Genomic DNA, 22,831 nt, shown 5'->3' on the forward strand with positions numbered 1-22,831 from the left:
GTTTTTCGATGAAATCAGTGGTCTCAGGTACGATTCATAATAAGAGGCAGCAAATTGTAACCGAGGATGGGATGATTCAAAAAATCGGCCAACTATCCGCAATTGGACGGAGAGGCATGTTCGCAAGACGGCAAGTTCACAATCTGCGCCATCAACTTGTCGTCTTATCCCTTCATTATTTGTATTTTGAAGAGTCATTGTGCGCGCCATGTAAAAGATATTTAAAGCTTTCAAATATTTATTGACAAATCATAATAATCATTTTATTGTATATGTAAGCGCTTTATGAAACCGTTTTCTGAAACAGGAATCAGAAAGAGAGATATGGGAATGAAGGTAAATATAAAGAGAGTAGCACAAGAGGCAAATGTTTCGATTTCTACAGTTTCCAGAGTTCTTAATTCTCCCGAACTGGTGAGTCCGGAAAAACGGCAGCGCGTCCTTCAGGTAATACAGGAACTGAATTATCAGGCAAGTGAGCTTGCGCGTGGTTTGAGTTCCAAGAAAACGCAAACGATCGGCGTAATCATTCCTCGTGTTACAAGTTTCTTTTTCAATGAATTATACCGGGGTATTGATGTTGCTGTGAAAGAGTTTGGCATGAATATCTTGTTGTACGACTGTGACTCGAATCTGGAACGAACGACGCATGGATTCACATTTCTGGTTAGGCGTCAAGTTGAAGGGATTATTTATGCCAGTCAGTTTATTACTGAAGAATTGTATACGTTTATATCCCGGCTTGGTGTACCGGTCATTCTGGCGTTGACGGAGAGCTTTAACAGAAAACTGACCGCCTTTAAAGTCGACGAAGTTCGGGCGGCGTTCGATGCCGTATCCTATTTGATTGCCCGCGGCCATCATAGAATCGCGATGATTTCCGGTCCGCTTGACAATTTTGTTGCGGGGAAGACTCGCTATGAAGGGTATCGAATGGCGCTTAATCAACATAATCTCCCATTTTTGGATGACTGTGTGGCTTTTGGGGGATATCGATATGAAGATGGGCACCGTGCAATGAGAGAACTTTTGGAAAAACGGAATGATACGCAATTTACTGCTTTGTTTGCCGCTAGTGATGAGATGGCGATCGGAGCTATGAGATGTGCGTTTGATCACGGACTCTCTGTGCCGCAAGATATCTCCATCATCGGTTTTGACAATCTTTCAATCGCCAATATGGTAACACCGAAATTGACAACAGTTTCCCAACCCTTTGAGCAAATCGGTTTTGAAGCAGTACGAACGTTAATTCGAGCGATTTCCGGCGACATACATGAATCGGATTCTTCTAACCATTATCTTCCACATCAAATTATTGAAAGAGAATCGGTTGCCAGCAGAGCCATAGAAGAAGTGGCAGCCGCTGACGAGCGGTAATTGGATCCTTGAAGTTACAGATACATAGAAAAACTGAACTTTTGGGATCTGATTCTATAAATCTTCTGCATATTTAAAAAGGGAGGAACGTTTATGGTTCGATTAAACGCGCAAAGCAAAGTTTGGAAACACAGGGGGATTCAAACCGCAGCCGTTTTTATGATGTCGACTGCCTTGTTGGCAGGTTGCGGAAGCTCAAGCACTTCCACAAACGCAACCGGAAGTTCCGGTGCCGGAAGTTCTGGCACCTCTTCGACAAAGCCTGTAACGATCACATTCGCATCGGGGAAAGATGCTACAGGAACCGTACAACTTGAAATAAAAAAATTTGAAGAAGAAAACCCAAATATTAAAGTCAATTACATCGAGGAACCCCAAAGCTCGGACGAGTATCATAACCAATTGGTAACAAAATTATCAGCAGGCGACAACAGCATCGATGTATATGCGATGGATATCATCTGGCCGCCGGAGTTCGGGGCTGCAAAATGGAATTTACCTTTGAATCAATACTTCTCAAAGGCGGATTTGTCTGCCATGTTGCCGGGGCCGGTTCAAGGAGATACGTACAAAGGCACCTTATATGCTGTCCCGTGGTTTACAGATGCCGGCGTTCTCTATTATCGCAAGGATATTCTTGACAAAGCGGGGATCCAACCGCCTAAAACATTTGATGAGTTGATGAAAGATGCGGAAAAATTAAAGGGGCAAGGCGGAACACAGTATGGATTCGTCTTTCAGGCGAAGCAATACGAAGGCCTTGTCTGCGACTACCTGGAGTATCTCTGGGGCAACGGCGGTGACGTATTGAATAAGGACGGAAAAGTTGTCATCGACTCGCCTAATAATCTTGAAGCGACGAAGTTTTTCGTGAATTTGGTAAAATCGGATGTTGTTCCTAAGGGAATCGATACGTTTATGGAGGAAGATGCACGTCGTCTGTTTACGGAAGGCAAGGCTGTATTCATGCGCAACTGGCCATATGCCTGGTCCATTTCCCAAGGACCCGAATCGAAAGTCAAAGGGGAAGTCGGCATGGCGCCGATGCCTGTCGGTCCGCATGGAACTGAGCCTGCCGCTACTCTCGGCGGTTGGAATCTTGGCGTAAATGCGAATATTAAAAAAGATCATGTAGCTGCTGCCATTAAGTTCTTGAAGTTCATGACAAGCCCGGAAGCACAGAAATTAAGTGCGATCAAAGGAAGCAGATTGCCGATCCTAAAAGAGACGTATAAAGACGCTGATGTGCTCAAAGTGGATCCGCAATTTGCACAATTGTATCCGGTATTTATTCATGCAAAACCACGTCCGGTTTCACCGGTATATCCGCAAATTTCTGACTCGATCCAAATCAACGTTCATAAAGCAATGCTCGGAGAAGAGACTCCGGAACAAGCGTTAAAGACGATGCAGGATCAAATTTCCAAGCTTGTAAAATAACAGGGATGAGTATGGAAGTTTTTTAAGCAATCATGGGAAGCAACAGGGGTTCCTGAAAGTCAAACATGCTTGGGTTCGGCAAAATTTCATTGCCGAACCCAAGTTTGAAAGGGAGGATCACAAGTGTGAAAAATACGAACCTGTCCATGGATAACATCCTGAAAACCAGCCAAACGAACATTGACAATGCCACGAAATATGGCAAAAAGAGACGGCGACAAGAAGCGCTTTTGGGATACGCACTGGCTTCTCCGGGAATTCTCGTCATTGTGATTTTCTCTTTATATCCTATTATACAGACGATCAATCTGAGTTTTCATTCTTTAAAATTGACGATGCCCGGACTTGGAGAACCGTTCGTAGGAATCAAAAACTATCTGGAAATTTCCCATTCCGCGCGGTTTTGGTTAGCCGTATGGCATACATTTGAATTTACGTTATATTCGGTTGTATTCGAATTGGTTTTCGGATTGCTGATTGCCTTGCTCATCAACCGGCCGTTTTTCGGGCGTGGATTGATTCGGGCGGTTGTATTGATCCCTTGGGCTATACCGACAGCTATATCATCCATGATGTGGAAATTCATGTTTGATGATCAATTAGGAGTCGTCAACCCGATTTTGATGAAACTGGGAATCATTCATCACAGCATCGTGTGGCTTGGAAATCCAAATTATGCATTGGGATCGATTATTTTTGTGGATGTATGGAAGACGACCCCGTTTATGGCATTGCTGCTGTTGGCTGGATTGCAAGTCATACCGTCCGAATTGTATGAGTCGGCGAAAGTAGATGGCGCAAATGCCTGGCAACGCTTTTTTAAGATTACTTTGCCGTTGTTGAAACCGGCCTTGCTGATCGCGTTGCTGTTCCGTACCCTCGATGCATTCCGCGTGTTCGACGTCATCTTTATATTGACAGGCGGAGGTCCCGGCAATTCGACGGAAAGCCTGTCGATGTATGCGCAAACCGTTTTGATGCGCTATATGGACTTCGGACATGGATCCGCATTGGCAGTCGTTACGTTTGTGTTTATTTTATTGATCAGCATCTTCTATATCCGCTTGATCGGAATCCCGGTCGACCAGGAAAACAAGGAGTGATACGGCATGAAAATGACATCAAGACTCATTCGCGGAACGCTGTTTTATACAGCAGTCATTCTATTTGTCGTAATCGTAGCATTTCCTTTTTATTGGCAATTGATCACATCGTTAAAATCGCCGCAGGAAATCTATCAAATGCCGCCGGCGTGGTGGCCATCCTCATTTTATTTTGGCAGTTATAAAGATGTATTCACAAAGACGCCTTTTGGCCTCTATCTTTTGAATAGTTTTATCGTATCATCGATTACGACAATTCTTTGTTTGGTATTCGGATCCACTACAGCATATGCGGTTGCCAGATTGCGTTTCAAAGGGAAAAAATTCTTGCTCGGCCTTGTCTTAAGCGTCTCGATGTTTCCGCCAATCGCGGTTTTAAGCCCACTGTTTCTGATATTAAAAAATCTGCACTTGTTGAGTACGTACCAAGGCCTGATTTTTCCTTATATGACGTTTACAATGCCTTTGACCATTTGGATCTTGTCAAGTTTTTTTCGGGAAATTCCAAAAGAACTGGACGAAGCGGCAATCGTCGACGGTTGTACAAGACTTCAGACATTTTGGCGAATCATGCTTCCCTTATCCGGACCGGGATTGTTTACAACAGGCATTCTTGTTTTCATTGCGGCCTGGAATGAATTTTTATTCGCATTTACATTTATGACGAATGACGCCATGCGAACGGTACCCGTCGGGATTGCCATGTTCCAAGGCGAGCATTCCTTGCCGTGGGGAGACATTTCCGCCGCGTCCATCGTAGTGACAGTACCTTTGATTATACTTGTGCTAATCTTCCAGAAACGCATTATTTCCGGCTTGACTGCCGGTGCGGTAAAGGGATAGAACTAGTACTAGTATATGTAAATAAGCTCCAAATGAAAAATTTTAATAGTAGAGGATGTTCAAAAAGTAGTCAAAACTCCACGGCGGGTTGCTTTGTCGAATCCCCAAAAGGCTTACTCATGTACCAAACATGTACACTCCGTCGCCTTTTCGTGCTTCGACTTCGCACTCCTTGTGTCTTACTTGACCACTTTATGAACACTCACTAGTAGAAATCGGTAGGAAAGATGAGGAGGAGGAACCAGTATGATTCGAGTAACAGTGTGGAATGAAAATATTCACGAGAAAACGAATCCAAAAGTATCGGAAGTATATCCCAACGGCATTCACGTCGCCATAAAAGAGGGCATTGCCGGCGATTCCTTCGAAATTCGCACAGCCACGCTTGATCAACCGGAACACGGTCTGACAGAAGATGTGTTGCAACATACAGATGTTCTGATCTGGTGGGGACATAAAGCGCACGACAGGGTGGCAGATGAAATTGTCAACCGGGTGTATTCCCGGGTTTTGCAGGGGATGGGGCTAATCGTTCTGCACTCTGGGCACTTCTCGAAAATTTTCAAAAAGCTGATGGGAACCACTTGTGATTTGAAATGGAGAGAAGCAGGCGAGAAGGAAAGAATTTGGGCGGTGAATCCGGCACATCCGATTGCCGAAGGGGTCGGGCAATATATCGAGATTGAAAACGAGGAAATGTACGGCGAACATTTTGATATCCCGGCGCCGGATGAGCTGGTGTTTATCAGTTGGTTTGCGGGAGGAGAAGTGTTTCGCAGCGGATGTACCTATTACCGGGGGCAGGGAAAAATCTTTTACTTCCGGCCGGGTCATGAAACATACCCGACGTACCATCACAAAGATGTTTTGCGGGTGATTGCCAATGCGGTGAAATGGGCGGCGCCAAGACATGGTGCGAAGCCTGTATACGGCAATTCACAACCGTTGGAAGACATTAAGGGAAAGTAAGGGAAGCTTAAAGAAATTTTGATTGAATGGATGGAACAGGCAAGATTCGACAGGGAATTGGATGAAAATTCATAAAATTTCTTGGGTGGAATCGAAATAGACAGATTGCTTGCGTGCGAGGAGGAATTTGAAATGGGGAAAAAACTGCGCGTCGGTATCATTGGTTGTGGTGGAATTGCGAATGGAAAGCATATGCCAAGTCTGGCGAAAATCCCCGAAGTGGAAATAGTCGCTTTCTATGATGTTTTTACAGAGCAGGCGCAAAAGGCGGCAATGGAGTTTGGAGCTGTCGACGCGAAAGTTTATAGCGATTATAAAGAACTTTTGCAGGAAGATGCGATTGATGTAGTACATGTTTGTACGCCGAATGACTCCCATGCGGAAATTACTATAGCGGCGTTGGAAGCAGGAAAACACGTCATGTGTGAAAAACCGATGGCCAAAACCAGCGAGGAAGCGCGCAAGATGATGGAAGCGGCGAAACGAACCGGCAAAAAACTGTCGATTGGCTATCAAAACAGATTTCGTCCCGATAGTCAATATTTACATAAGATTTGTGAACAAGGCGCGCTTGGGGAAATCTATTTCGCCAAAGCGCTAGCCATTCGCCGCCGTGCAGTGCCGACTTGGGGCGTATTTTTAGACGAAGATAAGCAAGGCGGCGGGCCGTTGATCGATATTGGCACACACGCCCTGGATTTAACGTTATGGATGATGAATAACTACAAACCCAAATATGTGGTCGGGACAACGTATCATAAACTGGGGAGCCGGAGAAACGCGGCGAATGCGTGGGGCCCTTGGGATCCGGAAAAATTCAAGGTGGAAGATTCCGCATTTGGCTTTATCGTGATGGAAAATGGCGCGACAATCGTTCTGGAATCCAGCTGGGCGTTAAACACGCTGCAAGTGGGAGAAGCAAAAACGCTGCTTGTGGGAACGGAAGGCGGCGCGGATATGGAAGACGGCTTGCGCATCAACGGCGAGCATCTCGGCCGACTGTACATGCAGAAAATCCAGCTGGACGGCGGTGGTGTTGACTTTTATGACGGCGCCAAGGAAAAGCCGGCAGATTTGGAAGCGCGCCTTTGGATCGATAGTATTCTGCATGATACAGAGCCGGTGGTAAAACCGGAAGAAGCGCTTGTTGTCACGCAAATTCTTGAAGCCATTTACGAGTCCGCGAAAACGGGTGCGCCCGTGTATTTTTGATCAACGTTCGTGTTCATATGGCATGAACAACCAGAAATGGCAGGAAATCAGCAGTATGCTGCGAGCGGTTGGCTATGATTATGTCATGAGCATCGAGCATGAAGATTGCCTTGCCTCCACAAATGAAGGTTTTGCAAAAGCGGTGAATAATCTGAAACGATATGTATTTGCCGAACCGGCGGCTGAAATGTGGTGGGCATAGCGGCACGCAAAAAAATATTGGTTATTATTGGATGGCGGACATGGCTCCGCCCTTTTTTCTTACATTTGACCTTTCCAAATGGAAAACGATATAGTAAGGTTGTAAACATGGGAACGTTTTCGGGCAATTTTAGACAAGTGAAATGTATTCTCTGTGTTCGGGGGAGGTTTTTATGGCTACAATCAAGGACGTTGCTACGAAGGCGGGAGTAACGGTAACTACAGTGTCTCGGGTGTTTAACAATCGAGGCTATATTAGTGACGCTACGAGAAAAAAGGTATTACAGGCCATGGAAGAGTTGAATTATCGGCCGAATGAGTTGGCTCGGTCGTTTTATAAAAACCGGTCAAATATTATTGGCTTAATCGTGCCAACCGTTTCGAACCCGTTTTTTGGCCAATTAGCGACATGTATTGAAAACTTTGCGTATGACAACAAATACAAAATTCTGATTTGCAATTCAAATTTGGATCAAGCCAAAGAAAAAGAATATGTTGAGATGCTTAAGAGCAACAAAGTTGACGGAATCATTATGGGAAGTCATACGCTCGATGTCGAAGAATTTAAAAATCTGGATTATCCTATCGTTACATTTGATCGAAAAATTTATGATTTTCCGTTTATACGATCAGATAACTATAAGGGTGGAGAACTTGCAACCGAATTGCTGATTCAAAAAGGCTGTAAAAAACTTGCACATATATGCAACAACCTTGAACTTAATATGCTTGGCAACAAGCGGACGGAAGCGTTTGTAGATGTAGCCGGGAAGTATGGCGTGCAAACCGTAATGATTGAAACGGATACAATCGGATTTAACAGGCAGGGGAATGACTTGGCGATTCAGAATATGTTCGAAAAACATCCGGATATCGATGGTGTCTTTGTGAGCAGCGATTTCATCGCATATTCTGTTATGAACATATGCACCATGTCCGGAAGAAAAATCCCGGATGACGTTAAACTGGTAGGTTATGATGATATATTTCTCGGTTCCCTGGTCAAACCTTATTTAACTACCATACATCAGCCGATCGAAACGATGGCTCAATGTGCTGTTCAAACTATTTTTAATCAAATAGAGGGAATCAGGCCGAATGTTGACAATACATTTCCGGTACATTTGGTGGAACGGGAAACGACGTGAATGACAGGAAAATATTTTTGAAACCATATGTCAACCGGTTGACATATACCAGATATAGATGTATGCTAATGATGCAAATGATTTTTAATATTTTGGCAATATCCATTGCATGTTGTGTGGAATGTAAGGGGTTTCTAAAAACCAAAATGAAGGAAGGGTCTAATTTTGAAACGAAAAAGGGGGTATCTGTTTGGAAAAAAAATTTTTAGCTATATGTCAACCGGTTGACATATAGCAGGTATTGATGTTTGCTATTAAAGCAAATGATTTTCATCTCTCGGCAATCACGTATGGCAAATTGGTGTAGTGCTTCATGTAAGTGCTTTCGAAGAATCAAAAAGGAGGAAGGTCTAATGTTGAAAAAGAAAAAAGCGCTGTTATCTGTTGGTTCCATTGCGTTAAGTAGTATGATCGCGGTGAGCGGCTGTGGATCTGCTACATCAGCCAATAATTCATCTGACGCGACAGCAGCCAATTCAAAAGGTCCGATTCAATTGTCTTTGTGGCAGGTCAATGGCTCTCCTGATGAAAACAAGGTGATCAAAGATGAAATTGCAGCTTTTAACAAAGCGAATTCCGGGAAAATACAAGTGAACCTGCAATTTCTGCCGAGGGGAGGAAATGATACTTTTTTCGAAGATAAAGTTACAGCTGCCTTGAATTCCGGAACTTTACCTGACCTTGTATCGATGGACGGCCCTATGGTGGCTCCATATGCAGCAAATAAAATCATTCGCCCGATTGATCAATACGTAACTCCACAGTTGAAAAGTGAATTCTTGCCTTCCATTATCAATCAAGGAACGTATCAGGGGCATCTATATACGCTTGGACAAACCGAATCTGACGTTTTGGTTTATTACAATAAAAAAATGTTCGACGAGGTCGGTTTAAAAGCTCCACAGGCCGTTTCACAAGCGTGGACTTGGCAACAGTTTGAAGATGCAGGCAAGAAACTTAAAAAAGTTTCACAGTGGCCGATCGACTTTTTTGTTACTACAAACGGCGGTGTTAATGAATGGCTCACATATATGGGGACAGTATTTACGTGGTCGAACGGTGGGGATATCATTTCACCGGACGGCAAGACTGTGCAGGGATATTTAAACGGATCAAAGACAATTCAATCACTCCAATACATCCAGAACCTGTTTAATGAAAAACTTGCCACAGTCGCTGACAGTCCGGATGATTTCGCAAAAGGTCGTTCGGCAATCGCTGTCGATGGGGATTGGTTTGCCGAAACCCTTAAACAATATCCGAACCTCCAGTGGGGTATGATGCCTTTACCCTATAGCAAGACGCATGTCTCGCCTTCCGGTAATTGGTGTTGGGGTATTACAACACAGTCTAAGCATCCGCAGGCAACGTTTAAACTTCTCGAATGGCTTACGAATGATACAAATGTTCTATCCATGGTAAAGGCTGACAATCAGCCGCCGGCCAAAAAAGCTGTATACAAAGATCTTCCCATGTATAAAACCTATCCGTATAAGGTGATCTATGATCAACTATTCCAAGATGCGCATCCCAGACCGATTACCCCGGCATACATTGCGCTGTCTCACGCGTATGCCGAAGCGTTTGACGCTGCGGCATCAGGGAAGGATTTCAAAACAGTTTTAAACCAAGGTGTTCAAACGGTTGACCATGAACTGCAAAGATTTCAGCACTAAATCATGAGAAGCAGAATCCTTGGCGGTTCATTTTCGTGCGAAAATTCGTTCCATTGGACCGCCATAAGGAGGGGTAATAATGAATCAAGGGAAAAAGATGGCTTTGGCAGCGAATACGTTTAAGAATCACTCAGCGACGAGTTTAAACAAGATGAAAAGGCGGGAAGCTCTCACAGGGTATGTGTTTATCTTGCCTGCCATGATTCTGTTATTTGTTTTTATTATCTTGCCAATGCTCATGTCCATTTACTATAGCTTTACGGATTACTATCTTTTATCGCCACAACAAAAACACTTTGTAGGTCTTTCTGATTATCACTATGCCTTATCTCAATCTGTTTTTTGGCAGGCACTTAGAAATACGGTCTATTTTACAGTGGTAGTCGTACCGGTACAATGCGGAGTGGCACTTGGGTTGGCGCTGCTGGCCAATAAAAAGCTGCGGTTCATCAAGTTCTTTCGCACGGCATTTTTCAGCCCGGTGGTCATGTCAATGGCCGTTGTATCGATTTTGTGGACACTTTTGTATAATCCTAACCCGGATACAGGACTCATCAATCATTTTCTTGTTTCAATCGGATTGCCGGCACAACAGTTTTTGCTGAGTCAACAGGAGGCGATGAACTCCATTATATTGATGTCTGTTTGGCAAGGTGCAGGATTTCAAATGATGATATTTTTGGCCGGGCTGCAAGATATTCCCGAGCATTTGTATGAAGCAGCATCGATAGATGGAGCAGGTTCCTGGAGAAAATTCTTGCATATTACACTTCCAGGACTTCGAAACGTTTCCATCGTTGTCATAATCACGACTACGATTCAAGCATTTCGGTTGATAATTCAGCCGATGTTAATGACGCAAGGCGGTCCGGTGAACTCTACATTAACTCTCGTATATTTTCTTTATCAAACAGGGTTTGAATTAAAAGACATGGGGACAGCATCGGCGATTGGCGTGATGTTTACGATCATCGTTGTCGCAGTCGCGTTGATACAGCGGTTCGTGTTGAAAGAAGAAAAGGCATAGGAGAGAGTGGCATGAGACATCGAAGATTTCTGAACAATACCGTATCGTACGCAATTCTGATCATCCTGGCGGCAATTTTTCTCTTTCCGCTGGTGTGGATGATCGTATCGTCGTTTAAACAGAATGCCCAAATATACAATGATTTTGGGTCTGTCAAAGCATTCTTGCCGCCAAGACCGCATGTTGGCTATTTCTTAAATTACACCATTGATTTCAGCAATGTACCATTGATTCGACAGGCATTCAACAGCCTGTTTTATACAGCGCTCATTGTAGCAGGCAATCTTATCGTAAACTCAATGGCTGGGTATGCATTTGCCCGATTGAATTTCCCGTTAAAAAGATTCTTGTTTGCATTATTAATCGCACTGCTTGTCTTTCCCTCGGAAATTTTGTTGTTTCCGCAGTACATCATTATCTACAAACTCGGATGGATCAACAGTTACGCTGCTTTAGTCATGCCTGCAGTAGCTGATGCATTTTCGATCTATATTTTACGGCAGTTTTTCTTGGGTATTCCTGCAGAACTGGAAGAAGCGGCGCGTATTGATGGGGCTTCTGCATTGCGTATTTTCGTGCAGGTCGTCCTGCCGTTATCGAAACCGGTGTTGGCGACTGTTGCGGTTCTCTCTTTTGTCGCTCATTGGAATGACTTCTTATGGCCTTTAATTGTTACAACAAGCAGCCAAATGGGCACGATTCAAATTGGCCTGCAGGCTTTATTCGGTGCAAAGGTCACGCAATGGGGCCAAATCACCGCCGGTTTGACATTTGCGACGATACCGATGATTATTGTCTTTTCATTATTTCAAAAATACTATGTCCAAGGGCTAAAATATACCGGCGGCAAATAAGGGTTTGTGAATTTTAACTCTACTTGTCTACACAAAAACATAGTATTAAAGATATCATGCAGGGTTCGATTCAATAGATGGCTGGCAAGAAACGTTAAGTGGAACAAGCCACAAGGACAGCACTTCCCTAAAAGTGGAGGTGCTTTTTCAATCGAATGTTCATTGATAAAAATTTTTATTGATAAAGACGGTATATCCATATTTAAGAAAGAGTGATCATGTGATGGACAAAAATAGCCAACAAGTAATGCTTCAACAACAAGTAATGCTGCAAAAAGCAAATGATTACCTGAAAGAAAGAATGGAGCAAAACACAAGCGGATCTCATCGTTTGGCTTATCATATTGCGGCGCCGGCCAATTGGATCAATGACCCGAACGGACTGATTCAATTTAAAGGCGAATACCATGTGTTTTATCAACATCACCCTTTTTCAGCAGAATGGGGTCCGATGCATTGGGGGCATGTGAAAAGCAAGGATCTGGTTCATTGGGAGCACTTGCCGATCGCCTTGGCGCCAAGCGAAGCATATGACCAAGATGGGTGTTTTTCAGGCAGCGCTGTGGATGACAAAGGGACATTGACCTTAATTTATACCGGGAACGTCTGGATGAATGAGGAACAAACAGAAATCAAACAGATGCAATGCATCGCAACAAGCACAGATGGCATCACGTTTGTCAAAGATGCAGCAAATCCTGTGATCAGTGCACCGGCTGAAGAGGAAGCTGCCGATTTTCGGGATCCGAAAGTCTGGAAATATGAAAAATACTGGTATATGGTACTGGGGACGAAAAAAGAGGAAAAAGGGAAAGCAGTTCTTTATCGTTCTCTGGATCTTCGGAATTGGTCATATGTAGGAGTGATGGCCGAAAGCGACGGATCGCTGGGATATATGTGGGAATGCCCGGATTTCTTTTCACTTGGGGACAAAGATGTGTTGGTTTTTTCTCCACAAGGAATAGATGCAGAAGGAGAGCGTTACCAAAATTTGCATCAGACCGGGTATTTGGTTGGCCATTTGGATTATTCAACGGGAGTTTTTTCACACGGTTCTTTTGAAGAATTGGACAAAGGATTTGACTTTTATGCGGCACAAACGTTTCTTGACGATCAGGGTAGACGAATCCTGATTGGCTGGATGGATATGTGGGAGTCCAAAATGCCCACGCAGGAGCAAGGATGGGCAGGTGCATTGACGATTCCGCGGGTTCTTGAACTCTCAGCCGATGAGAAACTCATCATGAAACCAGTTCCCGAGCTTCAGAAACTGCGGAAAAAATGTTATGGACTTGCAGGAGAACAGATGATTTTTGGTAAATATATACTAGAAGTAGAAGGAGAATGTCTTGAAATCCTTGCGGAATTTTCATTGGAATCCTGTGATGCGAGTGAATTCGGGTTGAAAGTTCGATGTTCAGAAGACGGAAAAGAGGAAACGGTCGTTTCGTATCGTGTCGATCAAAGGCAAGTAACGGTTGATCGCAACCGTTCGGGGATCGGACCGGGTGGCGTTCGCGCAAGTACATTGGAAAGATCGGAAAAGATGAAGATCCGGTTTCATGTGTTTTTAGATCGTTCATCATTGGAGATTTTCGTGAATGATGGAGAATTGGTCATGTCAAACAGAATCTACCCGGATCCACGCAGTCGCGGCGTAGAACTTTTTGCATTTTGTGGCAAGGTGAATTTGCTTTCTTTTGAAGCATGGGAATTAAAAGATATTTGGAAGAAATAAAGGGAGGTCTTATTGTGAAGTATCGACAATTGGGAAACACGGAATTGCATGTAAGTGAAGTCAGTTTTGGCACATGGGCCATCGGCAGCGCCTGGGGAAACGTAAATGATCAAGATTCCATCCGCGGCTTAGAGGCGGCTATGGATGCAGGCGTCAACTTTTTTGATACGGCAGATGTTTATGGGAATGGGCACAGTGAAGAATTGCTCGCTAAAGTGACAAAAGGGAAAGAAAATGAGATTTACATAGCTACCAAATTTTGCCGTGCCGGTAATATATATGATACACAAACGTATTCGGAGAAAACGGTTCGCGGATACTGTGAAGGGAGTTTGAAACGTTTAAATCGTGAACGAATCGATTTGTATCAAATTCATTGTCCACCGCTCGAGATTTTACAGGATGGCACAGTGTTTGAAGTGCTGGACAAATTGCAGGCAGAGGGGAAAATTCGCTATTACGGTGTAAGTGTGGAAAGTGTGGAAGAAGGATTGGTTTGTTTAAGCAATCCGAATGTGAAAGCATTGCAAGTGATTTTTAATATGTTCCGCCAAAAACCATTGGAAAAGCTGTTTCCGGAAGCGCAAGAAAAAGGCGTAGGCATCCTGGCCCGCCTGCCCCTTGCCAGCGGTTTGCTTACCGGGAAATTTCAGGCCGATACCGTTTTTGAAGAAAATGATCATCGCCGCTTTAATGAAAACGGCGAGCAGTTTAATGTAGGCGAAACATTTGCGGGACTAGGATTTCAGAAAGGGTTTGAACTTAGTGAACGGCTGCGCTGGATTGCGGATGGACGGGGAGATATGGCTGCTGCCGCGCTGCGGTGGATCCTGGATCAGGATGCAATCAGTTGTGTAATTCCCGGTTTTAAAAATGAGCGGCAGGTGAAAGGCAATCTGCAGGCACTGGACGTACCTTCTTTTTCCTCCGACGAATTACAGAAGATCGCTGAATTTTATGAAAAAGAAGTGGTTTCACATATTCGCGGGGCATATTGATTTGGAGTATAATCACTCGAATCAGGTTTAAACAAAGTCGGATCTGCTGAAGAGAGTCAATTGTTTGGAACGGATCATTTCGAAACAGAGGATTTTGGGTGGGCTGATTGGATACATCAGCCCGCCTAAAATCTCGCCGAAGGTCTCATTTCCGATCATAAAGTTGAATCGGTTTGCGGACCGGTGAAGAACTCGTTAAGTACCAATGCGGCTGCGCCAATTGCGGTTGCGTTTCTTCCTAAAGAAGAAGCACAAATATTTACTTTTGAGTAAGACATGATCGGACAGCGATTCCGAACCTTCTGTTCGACTGGCTGTAAAATCCACTCTTTTGCTTCGGCAAGTCGATTGCCAATTACGACAAGGGAAGGATTTAATCCATTAATCATATTGGTGATGCCAATACCGAGATATTGGCCAATACATAACATGGATTCGATTGCAGCCGTTTCACCTTCAAAAAGTTTTGCCAAAATTTCTTCAACTGAACAATTTTTACCGGTAATTTGCGAATATTTGGTGGTTAGAGCTTTTTCAGATGCATACATTTCAAAGCAGCCCCGATTTCCGCATGGACATCGAAGTCCTTCCACTTCGATCGTCATATGTCCAAATTCGCCGGCAATTCCCTCGCTTCCACGAAACAAATGATTATTTACGATGATTCCTGTTCCAATACCTGTTCCTGCACTTATATAGATAAAGTTCGGAACATTTCTTCCAATGCCGAACAAATTTTCAGCAAGCGCACCCGCATTCGCTTCATTATCGATCAGGAACGGCAGGTGTATTTGTGCTTCAAGCAGAGCTTTCAATTGTACATCTCGCCATTGCAAATTGGGAGCGTTAAGAACAATGCCATTTGCAAAATCAACAAAACCTGGAACCCCTATGCCAACTCCAAGGATGCCCAATATGGATTTGGGAGTTTGTGCAATGATTTCATTGATCAAGTTCACAAGTGTAGAAGTTACCTGCTGCATATCATTCGTTTGAATGATTGAAATTTCCCGAACGAGAATGATATTTCCAGATAGATCCATAATTAGGATGCGTATATAATTGACACCAAAATCAACTCCAATACTATATCCGGCTTTCGAATTGAACATCAGCATGACGGGACGACGGCCAACCGTCGAATGACCGCGGCCAACTTCTGTGACTAGACCTTCACGTAGCAGATCTTCAATAATCGCGGAAACGGTTGCTTTATTGAGACCAGTCAGAGTTGAAATTTGCGCTCTGGATATTGGACTATGCAGACGTAAAAGGTTAAGCGTGATAGACCGATTTAATTCCTTGATTAGTGACTGATCGCCTGTTCTCATCAGAAAGTTCTCCAAACTTTAAAAAAGTAATAGTGCGTGTTCAAAAAGTGGTTAAGTAAGACACAAGGAGTGCGAAGCCGAAGCACGAAAAGGCGACGGAGTGTACGTGTCTGGTACATGAGTAAGCCTTTGGGGGATTCGGCAAAGCAATCCGCCGTGGAGTTTTGACTACTTTTTGAACATCCTCTAATAGTAATTTGTTTATTCATAAAATCAATTTAAGATGGTAAGGGCCTATTTGACTTCTGAATATTTGATAGGGAACAGTTATATTTAGAAAGTTACACGTTTGATTCATGATCTGTCAAGTGATAAATTTCAAGCAAAACACTTGAAAATCAGGATGTAAATCCGATGTAAATCTTAATAAATTTAGAAAAATTCAAACTGCTAAGCCCGAAAGTCGAAAACTGTCAGATTATTTGGATTTTTATTTATTGACCGCAAATTATGAAAATGCTAGCATAAATATATCGTAATTAGTTTAATCAATAAACAAATCAAAGGGCCATATTTGTTGCAAGGAGTAAATCGGTCCTGGCATGAAACGTAGGGATTGTACAACAAGAAAGCATTGCAGAATTCAAATGATAACCGATGCGTGTTATAAGGGGAGAGATGTTGATGAAGAAGTTGACAAAAGCAATTCCTGTTTGCGTAATGACAGCGTTGTCATTATCTGCTGTATTATCCGGGTGTGGTACGACCAGCACGGCAGCCGGTGGTCAAAACAGCAATAGTAAAACGGTTACAATTTGGGATATTTCTACTGGCAAACAACAGGAGTTAGTAAAAAAAGTAGCATCTGAATTCAATTCCAAACATCCTGGAATCCACGCAGATGTCCAGTTTTTTCAAAATGATCCTTATAAACAAAAATTGCAAATTGCAATGGGTGCGCATAACCCGCCTGATATTTTTTATGGATGGGGCGGGGGAATTCTTAAGTCGTATGTTGATGCAAATGATGTGTATGATTTGACTTCGGCTCTTAACTCCGATCCGAAATGGAAAAACAAATTTTTGCCATCTGTTTTAAAAGGTGTTACGTTTGATGGAAAAATCTACGGTATTCCAATCAATAACGTACAACCCGTTGTTTTCAACTACAATAAAGAGATTTTCAAAAAATATAACGTAACCCCACCGAAGACTTGGGACGAATTGCTTAAAGTCGTTCAAGAACTAAAAAGCCATGGTATCAGTCCAATTGCATTAGCCGGCAAGAATAAATGGCCGGATTTGATGTATGAAGAATATTTAGTGGATCGGATTGGCGGTCCAAAGGCTTTCAATGCGGTCATTCAGAAAAAGCCAAACGCTTGGTCTGATCCGGCATTTATAAAGGCCAACACAATGATTCAAGAATTAGTCAAAATGGGTGCATTTGAAACTGGTTTTACTTCTGTAAACTTTGATACTGGTGAATCGGATGCTCTTGTTTACACAGGAAAAGCAGCAATGCAACTGATGGGTGGTTGGGATTTTGCAAATATTTTGTCGACGGATCCCGCTTATATCAAAAATAAGAATTTTGGTTGGTTCTCATTTCCAACTGTGCAAAATGGAAAGGGCGACCCGAATGACATAGCTGGCAATTTGTCGAATTTTTATTCGGTCGCTTCCGCTTCAAAGAATATTAAGGAAGATGTTACGTATTTAAAGGATGCGGTTTTAAATGATACTGCAGTAAAAGGATACATTGATATCGGGGATGTTCCTCCTGTCAAAGGAATTGAACCACAATTGCAACAAAATCAATATGGCGATTGGTTAAGCTTTATTTATAAGTTGGTAGATAAGGCGCCGAATTTCCAAATGTCATGGGACCAAGCGTTGCCTCCTGAAGAAGCTCAAGCATTATTGACCAATTTGGATCAATTATTCCTGAATCAGATTACTCCGCAACAATTCTCAGACAATATGAATAAATATATCAAATAAAATTAACAAATTAACATATTAACATATCAAATCATTGAAAATACTATCTTTTATTCCGTCACTTTAATCGAACCTTATACGATTTTAAGGTTATCGATTGAGGTGGCGGAAAAAATCAAATAGGGGGGCCGAAATGAAGGAGCAATTGAATTGGCAAAGGATCGTTATGATTACTCCTGCAATTGCCTTTTTTATAATTTTTGCACTCGGGCCTATGGTAATGGCAGGGTATTTTAGCTTTTTGGATTGGAATGGCGTGGCTGTACCTAAGTTTACCGGGTTTTCCAACTGGATAAACGTATTCACCGATAAATTTGCTGGAATGTCTATGCTGCTTACTTTAAAAATGATGATTCTTACTTGGGTTATACAGACGCCTATAAGCTTGTTGCTGGGTGTTTTTCTTGCCGGGAAACAACGATATCGATCGATATTAGGCGTGTTTTACTTTTTTCCACTGTTGTTTTCATCAGCAGCAATTGGAATTACTTGGTCGTATATTTTAAATCCGAATTTTGGATTGGTCAATTCTTTATTTCATGCGTTAGGTTTGTCGAGTTTGGCAAAGGACTGGATTGGCAATCCGCAGTTGGCATTATATACAATTGCTGTTGTAATTGCATGGCAATTTATTCCTTTTCATACGTTGTTGTACCAGGCAGGGACACGTCAGATTCCGGATGCAATTTATGAAGCTGCTGAAATAGATGGGGCGACTGGCATAAAGAAATTTTTCCACATTACGTTACCGCAGTTAAAATACACGATTACAACGTCCTCCCTATTGATGTTAACAGGGTCGTTAACGTACTTTGATCTGGTTTATGTAATGACAGGCGGAGGTCCGGGGAACGCTACGATGATTTTACCGATGTATATGTATAAGACTGCTTTTATGGACCAACGGATGGGCTATGGAAGTGTCTTGGCGATCATACTTGCAGTGATTGGCATTCTATTATCGTTAGTCATGTTAAAGATCACCGGTTTCAATAAAATGGAAAGTCAAATGGAAGGAGTGTGATTGGTTTGTTGTCAACTGCGGCTAAACCCGTTGTTCATTTTAAACAAAAAAAAATACGAAAACGATCAAGATTGAATCCACTTCTCCCTTTGTTTGGTTTGCTGTGGCTGCTTTTCTCCTTTTATCCGGTATTTTATATGTTGATAACCAGTTTGCGTTCACAAGCCGGATTCTTGCTTGGGGTACCATGGTTGCCATCGGCGCATCCTACCTTTGAAAACTATTTGACCGTATTGCAAAACGATTTTCAAAAATACTTTCTAAATAGCGTCATTGTCTCAGTGGTTACCGTTTTTTTGATCGTTTTCGTTTCCGTTTCTTCTGCATACGTAATTGTCCGCACGAAAACAAAAACGGTTCGCTTTATTTTTAACGTGTTTCTTGTTGGGCTAGCGATTCCCATTCAAGCTGCGATTATACCTATTTATGTTTTAATAGGAAAACTTGGCGTATACAATACGTTACTTGGATTGATTTTGCCTTCCGTGGCGTTTGGTATTCCGCTGACTGTTTTAATTCTTGTCAACTTTATTCGTGATATTCCGAATGAGTTGTATGAATCCATGGCACTTGAAGGCATTACGGATTTTGGAATGTTGAAAAGCCTGGTAATACCATTGACGAAACCTGCTTTGATGTCTGTTGCAATCTATAACTTTGTACAGGTCTGGAATAATTTTCTCTTTCCGCTGGTTTTAACACAAACGCCGGATGTGCGAGTAATGCCTCTGGCCGTTGTCAGTTATCAAGGAGAATTTACAATTAACGTGCCTGTTCTTTTGGCTGCAGTGGTATTGTCTGCACTCCCGCTAATTTTAGCATATGTATTTGGCAGACGTTATCTGTTGAAAGGTCTGACGGCAGGTTTTAGCAAATGATTTCAAGGGGTGAATAAAATGGAAGAAATTCGCGTTGGCATGGTGGGATATAAATTTATGGGCAAGGCGCATAGTCACGCCTATCACGACATCCCTCTTTTTTTTCCGGAAGTGCCTCGGCTGGTAAAGCAAGTTCTTTGTGGACGGGACATAAAAGATGTAACACGTGCACAAAAACAATTCGGATGGAATGAGATTGAAACAGACTGGCGGAAGTTAGTGGAGCGGGAAGATGTGGATTTACTCGATGTTTCAGCGCCGAGCAATGTCCATAAAGAAATCGTCTTGGCTGCTGCTGCAAACAAAAAGCATATTTTTTGCGAAAAACCGTTGGCACTTTCATTAAAAGATTCAAAAGAAATGCTAGACAGCGTTACGAAGGCTGGAATCACACACATGGTCGGTTTCAACTATCGCTTTGCACCGGCCGTCAAGCTTGCAAAATCACTCATTGAAAGCGGCAGATTGGGTAAGATCTACCATTTTCGCGGGCTCTTTTTACAAGACTGGATCGTTGATCCAGCTTTCCCATTGGTATGGCGTTTGCAAAAGGAGATAGCCGGATCAGGGTCGCATGGCGATCTGGGAGCACATGTGATTGATATGGCACGCTACCTGGTTGGTGAATTTAGTGAAGTGATTGGTATGAGTACGACATTTATCAAAAAACGCCCAATTGCAGAAGGCATGATCGGGTTATCAGGCAAATGTTCAAATTCCGGGCAATACGGGGAAGTTACCGTTGATGATGCAACTGCGTTTCTTGCAAAATTTGCAAATGGAGCAATCGGAACTTTCGAGGCAACCCGATTTGCTCCAGGTCATCGGTGCACCAATTTCTTTGAAATTAACGGCAGTCTCGGCAGTGTTCGTTTTGATTTCGAACGCATGAATGAATTGGAGGTTTATTTTATTTCAGATGCTGCTGATGTGCAAGGATTCCGACGTGTATTGGCGACAGATGCTGCACATGCATACAGCGGACACTGGTGGCCTGCCGGGCACACAATCGGTTATGAACATACAATGGTACACGAAATTGTGGAATTGCTTGAGGCAATCGGCGAAGGACGCCAACCGATTCCGAACTTTTATGATGGTGTCAAGTGTCAAGAAGTATTGGAAGCCGTTGAGATATCCGTTGCAGAACGTCAATGGGTGAAAATCGAACACGAAGAAAATCAGGAATGAAAAGGTGGAGAGTACCTGCTTAAACATTTATTTTTAAAAGAAAGAGTTGGTGAAATCAGGTGGGCGCAAATAAAAAACAGGCCTTGGTCGTGCAGGGCGGTTGGGAAGGACATCAACCGAAAGAAGTTTCTGAAATTTTGGCCGGTTTATTGCAAGAGGAGAATTTTCAAACAGAAATTTTTGATACACTTGATTGTTTTTTGGACGCTGATCGTTTGCAACAAACCGATCTGATTGTACCAATCTGGACGATGGGCACGATAGCGAAGGAACAACTTGCGCCGTTGCTGGCAGCTGTAAAAAATGGAACAGGGATTGCCGGATTGCACGGAGGAATGGCTGACGCTTTCCGGAATGAAACCGAGTATCAGTATATGGTTGGCGGACAATGGGTCGCACATCCGGGCGGGGACGGTGTTACATACGAGGTACAAGTGGAGAAAAAGAATCACCCGTTGATGCAAGGAATTGAGGATTTTACTGTAAGCACTGAAAAGTACTATATGCATATTGACCCGGTCATTGATGTTCTGGCAACAACAGACTTTGATGGAGTCAAGATGCCGGTCGTATGGACCAAACATTATGGTTCCGGGAAAGTATTCTACTGTTCCCTTGGGCACCAGGCGAACATTGTCCGAATGCCTCAAGTATTGGCAATCATGCGGCGCGGGATGGTATGGGCGGCGCGTTAGTCTCGACTCAGGATAAAGGGGTTTTCGATGTGAAGCGAATGAAAGTTGGAATCATTGGTTGCGGCAATATCAGTACGATATATTTGAAAAACTGCAAACAATTCTCGGTGCTGGATGTGGTCGCATGTGCAGATATTGATTTGGACCGCGCCAGGGCAAAAGCAGATGAGTTTGGTTTGCAAAAACCATATACAGTTGAACAAATTTTAGCGGATCCAGAAATTGAAATCATTATAAACTTGACGATTCCACAAGTACATGCAGAAGTTTCCTTGGCAGTACTTGAAGCCGGCAAACATGTATATGTAGAAAAACCACTGGCTGTTGCTTTGGAAGATGGCCGAAACGTATTGGAATTGGCAAAGAGGAAGGGATTGCGGGTCGGTTCCGCTCCGGATACCGTGCTCGGCGGAGGAATACAAACATGCCGCAAACTGATTGATGAAGGATGGATTGGCAAGCCTGTTGCAGCAACAGCGTTTATGACCAATCACGGGCATGAGCGTTGGCATCCGGATCCTGAATTTTTCTATCAGGTTGGTGGCGGGCCGATGTTTGATATGGGACCCTATTATCTTTCAACACTTGTCAATCTCATTGGTCCGGCAACACGTGTAACCGGATCCGCACAAATTACGTTTCCGGAACGAACCATCACAAGTGAAAAGAAATTTGGGCAGAAAATCCCGGTTGAAGTTCCCACACATGTGGCAGGGGTGATTGATTTTGCTGATGGTGCAGTGGGGACGATTATTACAAGTTTTGACATATGGCATGCAGAGTTGCCGAGAATTGAGGTTTATGGTACCGAAGGGACATTGAGCGTACCTGATCCCAATACGTTCGGCGGTCCTGTTCGAATTCGCCGGCAAGGGGCGGGACAGTTTGATGAAATACCACTTACACATGAGTTTACGGAAAACAGTCGGGGGCTTGGGGTTGCCGATTTGGCTTTTGCGATTCTAAATCAACGTCCGCATCGTGCAAGCGGCGAATTGGCATACCATGTACTTGAAATGATGCATGGATTCCACATCGCCTCAAAAGCCGGGAGCCATTATAAACTCGCCAGTACGTGTGACCGTCCGGCACCGTTGCCGATTGGTTTTTCCAAGCACACAATTTCAACAACAGGTTTGCACGAATGAGAGCAAAAGAAAGCAAAATCGAATGTGAAGA

At 43.2% G+C, this 22,831-nt stretch carries 21 protein-coding genes; 20 read left to right on the forward strand and 1 reads right to left on the reverse strand.

Annotated elements, in window-relative coordinates:
* The first annotated feature begins 8 nt into the window (after window positions 1–8).
* The 14 genes from LSG31_RS12115 (at window position 9) to LSG31_RS12180 (ending at window position 14,589) form a co-directional block, all read left to right on the forward strand.
* The gene (locus LSG31_RS12115) at window positions 9–245 is read left to right on the forward strand and encodes a hypothetical protein (protein WP_347435367.1); all 237 of its coding nucleotides are present in this window, start codon (window positions 9–11) and stop codon (window positions 243–245) included.
* 85 nt (window positions 246–330) lie between these two features.
* Complete coding sequence (locus LSG31_RS12120; protein ID WP_347435368.1) at window positions 331–1,380, forward strand: LacI family DNA-binding transcriptional regulator; 1,050 nt, start codon at window positions 331–333, stop codon at window positions 1,378–1,380.
* 93 nt (window positions 1,381–1,473) lie between these two features.
* Window positions 1,474–2,820, forward strand: a complete 1,347-nt coding sequence (locus tag LSG31_RS12125; protein WP_347435369.1) for an ABC transporter substrate-binding protein — start codon at window positions 1,474–1,476, stop codon at window positions 2,818–2,820.
* A 125-nt stretch (window positions 2,821–2,945) separates the two neighbouring features.
* Window positions 2,946–3,923, forward strand: a complete 978-nt coding sequence (locus LSG31_RS12130; protein ID WP_347435370.1) for a carbohydrate ABC transporter permease — start codon at window positions 2,946–2,948, stop codon at window positions 3,921–3,923.
* 6 nt (window positions 3,924–3,929) lie between these two features.
* Window positions 3,930–4,766 (forward strand): carbohydrate ABC transporter permease, encoded by an 837-nt coding sequence (locus tag LSG31_RS12135; RefSeq protein WP_430734193.1) that lies wholly within the window; start codon window positions 3,930–3,932, stop codon window positions 4,764–4,766.
* A 246-nt stretch (window positions 4,767–5,012) separates the two neighbouring features.
* Complete coding sequence (locus LSG31_RS12140; RefSeq protein ID WP_347435371.1) at window positions 5,013–5,735, forward strand: ThuA domain-containing protein; 723 nt, start codon at window positions 5,013–5,015, stop codon at window positions 5,733–5,735.
* A gap of 132 nt (window positions 5,736–5,867) precedes the next feature.
* Entirely contained in the window at window positions 5,868–6,947 is a 1,080-nt protein-coding gene (locus LSG31_RS12145) for a Gfo/Idh/MocA family protein (protein ID WP_347435372.1), read from the forward strand.
* Window positions 6,948–6,969: 22 nt separating this feature from the next.
* Window positions 6,970–7,149, forward strand: a complete 180-nt coding sequence (locus LSG31_RS12150; RefSeq protein ID WP_347435373.1) for a hypothetical protein — start codon at window positions 6,970–6,972, stop codon at window positions 7,147–7,149.
* A gap of 172 nt (window positions 7,150–7,321) precedes the next feature.
* The gene (locus LSG31_RS12155; protein ID WP_347435374.1) at window positions 7,322–8,296 is read left to right on the forward strand and encodes a LacI family DNA-binding transcriptional regulator; all 975 of its coding nucleotides are present in this window, start codon (window positions 7,322–7,324) and stop codon (window positions 8,294–8,296) included.
* A gap of 353 nt (window positions 8,297–8,649) precedes the next feature.
* The gene (locus LSG31_RS12160; RefSeq protein WP_347435375.1) at window positions 8,650–9,972 is read left to right on the forward strand and encodes an ABC transporter substrate-binding protein; all 1,323 of its coding nucleotides are present in this window, start codon (window positions 8,650–8,652) and stop codon (window positions 9,970–9,972) included.
* A 79-nt stretch (window positions 9,973–10,051) separates the two neighbouring features.
* Complete coding sequence (locus LSG31_RS12165; protein ID WP_347435376.1) at window positions 10,052–10,999, forward strand: carbohydrate ABC transporter permease; 948 nt, start codon at window positions 10,052–10,054, stop codon at window positions 10,997–10,999.
* Window positions 11,000–11,010: 11 nt separating this feature from the next.
* Window positions 11,011–11,853, forward strand: a complete 843-nt coding sequence (locus tag LSG31_RS12170) for a carbohydrate ABC transporter permease (RefSeq protein ID WP_347435377.1) — start codon at window positions 11,011–11,013, stop codon at window positions 11,851–11,853.
* 223 nt (window positions 11,854–12,076) lie between these two features.
* Window positions 12,077–13,591: a glycoside hydrolase family 32 protein gene (locus tag LSG31_RS12175; protein ID WP_347435378.1), complete on the forward strand. Its 1,515-nt coding sequence runs from the start codon at window positions 12,077–12,079 to the stop codon at window positions 13,589–13,591.
* 14 nt (window positions 13,592–13,605) lie between these two features.
* Window positions 13,606–14,589 (forward strand): aldo/keto reductase, encoded by a 984-nt coding sequence (locus tag LSG31_RS12180; protein WP_347435379.1) that lies wholly within the window; start codon window positions 13,606–13,608, stop codon window positions 14,587–14,589.
* 155 nt (window positions 14,590–14,744) lie between these two features.
* Here the strand turns inward: LSG31_RS12180 and LSG31_RS12185 are convergent, their stop codons facing one another.
* The gene (locus tag LSG31_RS12185; RefSeq protein ID WP_347435380.1) at window positions 14,745–15,920 is read right to left on the reverse strand and encodes an ROK family transcriptional regulator; all 1,176 of its coding nucleotides are present in this window, start codon (window positions 15,918–15,920) and stop codon (window positions 14,745–14,747) included.
* 624 nt (window positions 15,921–16,544) lie between these two features.
* Here LSG31_RS12185 and LSG31_RS12190 point away from each other — a divergent pair.
* From LSG31_RS12190 to LSG31_RS12215, 6 genes are all read left to right on the forward strand, one after another.
* A complete protein-coding gene (locus tag LSG31_RS12190; protein ID WP_347435381.1) occupies window positions 16,545–17,864 on the forward strand; it encodes an extracellular solute-binding protein in 1,320 nt (439 codons plus the stop codon).
* Window positions 17,865–17,997: 133 nt separating this feature from the next.
* Window positions 17,998–18,888 carry a carbohydrate ABC transporter permease gene (locus tag LSG31_RS12195; RefSeq protein WP_347435382.1) on the forward strand — a complete coding sequence of 297 codons (891 nt, stop codon included), beginning with the start codon at window positions 17,998–18,000 and terminating at the stop codon, window positions 18,886–18,888.
* Window positions 18,889–18,893: 5 nt separating this feature from the next.
* Window positions 18,894–19,766, forward strand: coding sequence for a carbohydrate ABC transporter permease (locus LSG31_RS12200; protein ID WP_347435383.1), 873 nt, complete (start codon window positions 18,894–18,896; stop codon window positions 19,764–19,766).
* 18 nt (window positions 19,767–19,784) lie between these two features.
* On the forward strand, window positions 19,785–20,957 hold the full coding sequence (locus LSG31_RS12205; RefSeq protein WP_347435384.1) for a Gfo/Idh/MocA family protein: 1,173 nt from the start codon (window positions 19,785–19,787) through the stop codon (window positions 20,955–20,957).
* 59 nt (window positions 20,958–21,016) lie between these two features.
* Window positions 21,017–21,652: a ThuA domain-containing protein gene (locus LSG31_RS12210; protein ID WP_347435385.1), complete on the forward strand. Its 636-nt coding sequence runs from the start codon at window positions 21,017–21,019 to the stop codon at window positions 21,650–21,652.
* A gap of 29 nt (window positions 21,653–21,681) precedes the next feature.
* On the forward strand, window positions 21,682–22,800 hold the full coding sequence (locus tag LSG31_RS12215; RefSeq protein ID WP_347435386.1) for a Gfo/Idh/MocA family protein: 1,119 nt from the start codon (window positions 21,682–21,684) through the stop codon (window positions 22,798–22,800).
* Window positions 22,801–22,831: the final 31 nt, after the last annotated feature.

Origin of the sequence: Fodinisporobacter ferrooxydans, assembly GCF_022818495.1 — a bacterium.
Classification (GTDB): Bacteria; Bacillota; Bacilli; order Tumebacillales; family MYW30-H2; genus Fodinisporobacter; species Fodinisporobacter ferrooxydans.

What these genes read in the sequence shown, in the direction of transcription:
- LSG31_RS12115 (WP_347435367.1), top strand. Translation starts at nt 9, where the DNA reads ATGAAATCAGTGGTCTCAGGTACGATTCATAATAAGAGGCAGCAAATT.
- LSG31_RS12120 (WP_347435368.1), top strand. Translation starts at nt 331, where the DNA reads ATGAAGGTAAATATAAAGAGAGTAGCACAAGAGGCAAATGTTTCGATT.
- LSG31_RS12125 (WP_347435369.1), top strand. Translation starts at nt 1,474, where the DNA reads ATGGTTCGATTAAACGCGCAAAGCAAAGTTTGGAAACACAGGGGGATT.
- LSG31_RS12135 (WP_430734193.1), top strand. Translation starts at nt 3,930, where the DNA reads ATGAAAATGACATCAAGACTCATTCGCGGAACGCTGTTTTATACAGCA.
- LSG31_RS12140 (WP_347435371.1), top strand. Translation starts at nt 5,013, where the DNA reads ATGATTCGAGTAACAGTGTGGAATGAAAATATTCACGAGAAAACGAAT.
- LSG31_RS12145 (WP_347435372.1), top strand. Translation starts at nt 5,868, where the DNA reads ATGGGGAAAAAACTGCGCGTCGGTATCATTGGTTGTGGTGGAATTGCG.
- LSG31_RS12150 (WP_347435373.1), top strand. Translation starts at nt 6,970, where the DNA reads ATGAACAACCAGAAATGGCAGGAAATCAGCAGTATGCTGCGAGCGGTT.
- LSG31_RS12155 (WP_347435374.1), top strand. Translation starts at nt 7,322, where the DNA reads ATGGCTACAATCAAGGACGTTGCTACGAAGGCGGGAGTAACGGTAACT.
- LSG31_RS12160 (WP_347435375.1), top strand. Translation starts at nt 8,650, where the DNA reads ATGTTGAAAAAGAAAAAAGCGCTGTTATCTGTTGGTTCCATTGCGTTA.
- LSG31_RS12165 (WP_347435376.1), top strand. Translation starts at nt 10,052, where the DNA reads ATGAATCAAGGGAAAAAGATGGCTTTGGCAGCGAATACGTTTAAGAAT.
- LSG31_RS12170 (WP_347435377.1), top strand. Translation starts at nt 11,011, where the DNA reads ATGAGACATCGAAGATTTCTGAACAATACCGTATCGTACGCAATTCTG.
- LSG31_RS12175 (WP_347435378.1), top strand. Translation starts at nt 12,077, where the DNA reads ATGGACAAAAATAGCCAACAAGTAATGCTTCAACAACAAGTAATGCTG.
- LSG31_RS12185 (WP_347435380.1), bottom strand. Translation starts at nt 15,920, where the DNA reads ATGAGAACAGGCGATCAGTCACTAATCAAGGAATTAAATCGGTCTATC.
- LSG31_RS12190 (WP_347435381.1), top strand. Translation starts at nt 16,545, where the DNA reads ATGAAGAAGTTGACAAAAGCAATTCCTGTTTGCGTAATGACAGCGTTG.
- LSG31_RS12195 (WP_347435382.1), top strand. Translation starts at nt 17,998, where the DNA reads ATGAAGGAGCAATTGAATTGGCAAAGGATCGTTATGATTACTCCTGCA.
- LSG31_RS12205 (WP_347435384.1), top strand. Translation starts at nt 19,785, where the DNA reads ATGGAAGAAATTCGCGTTGGCATGGTGGGATATAAATTTATGGGCAAG.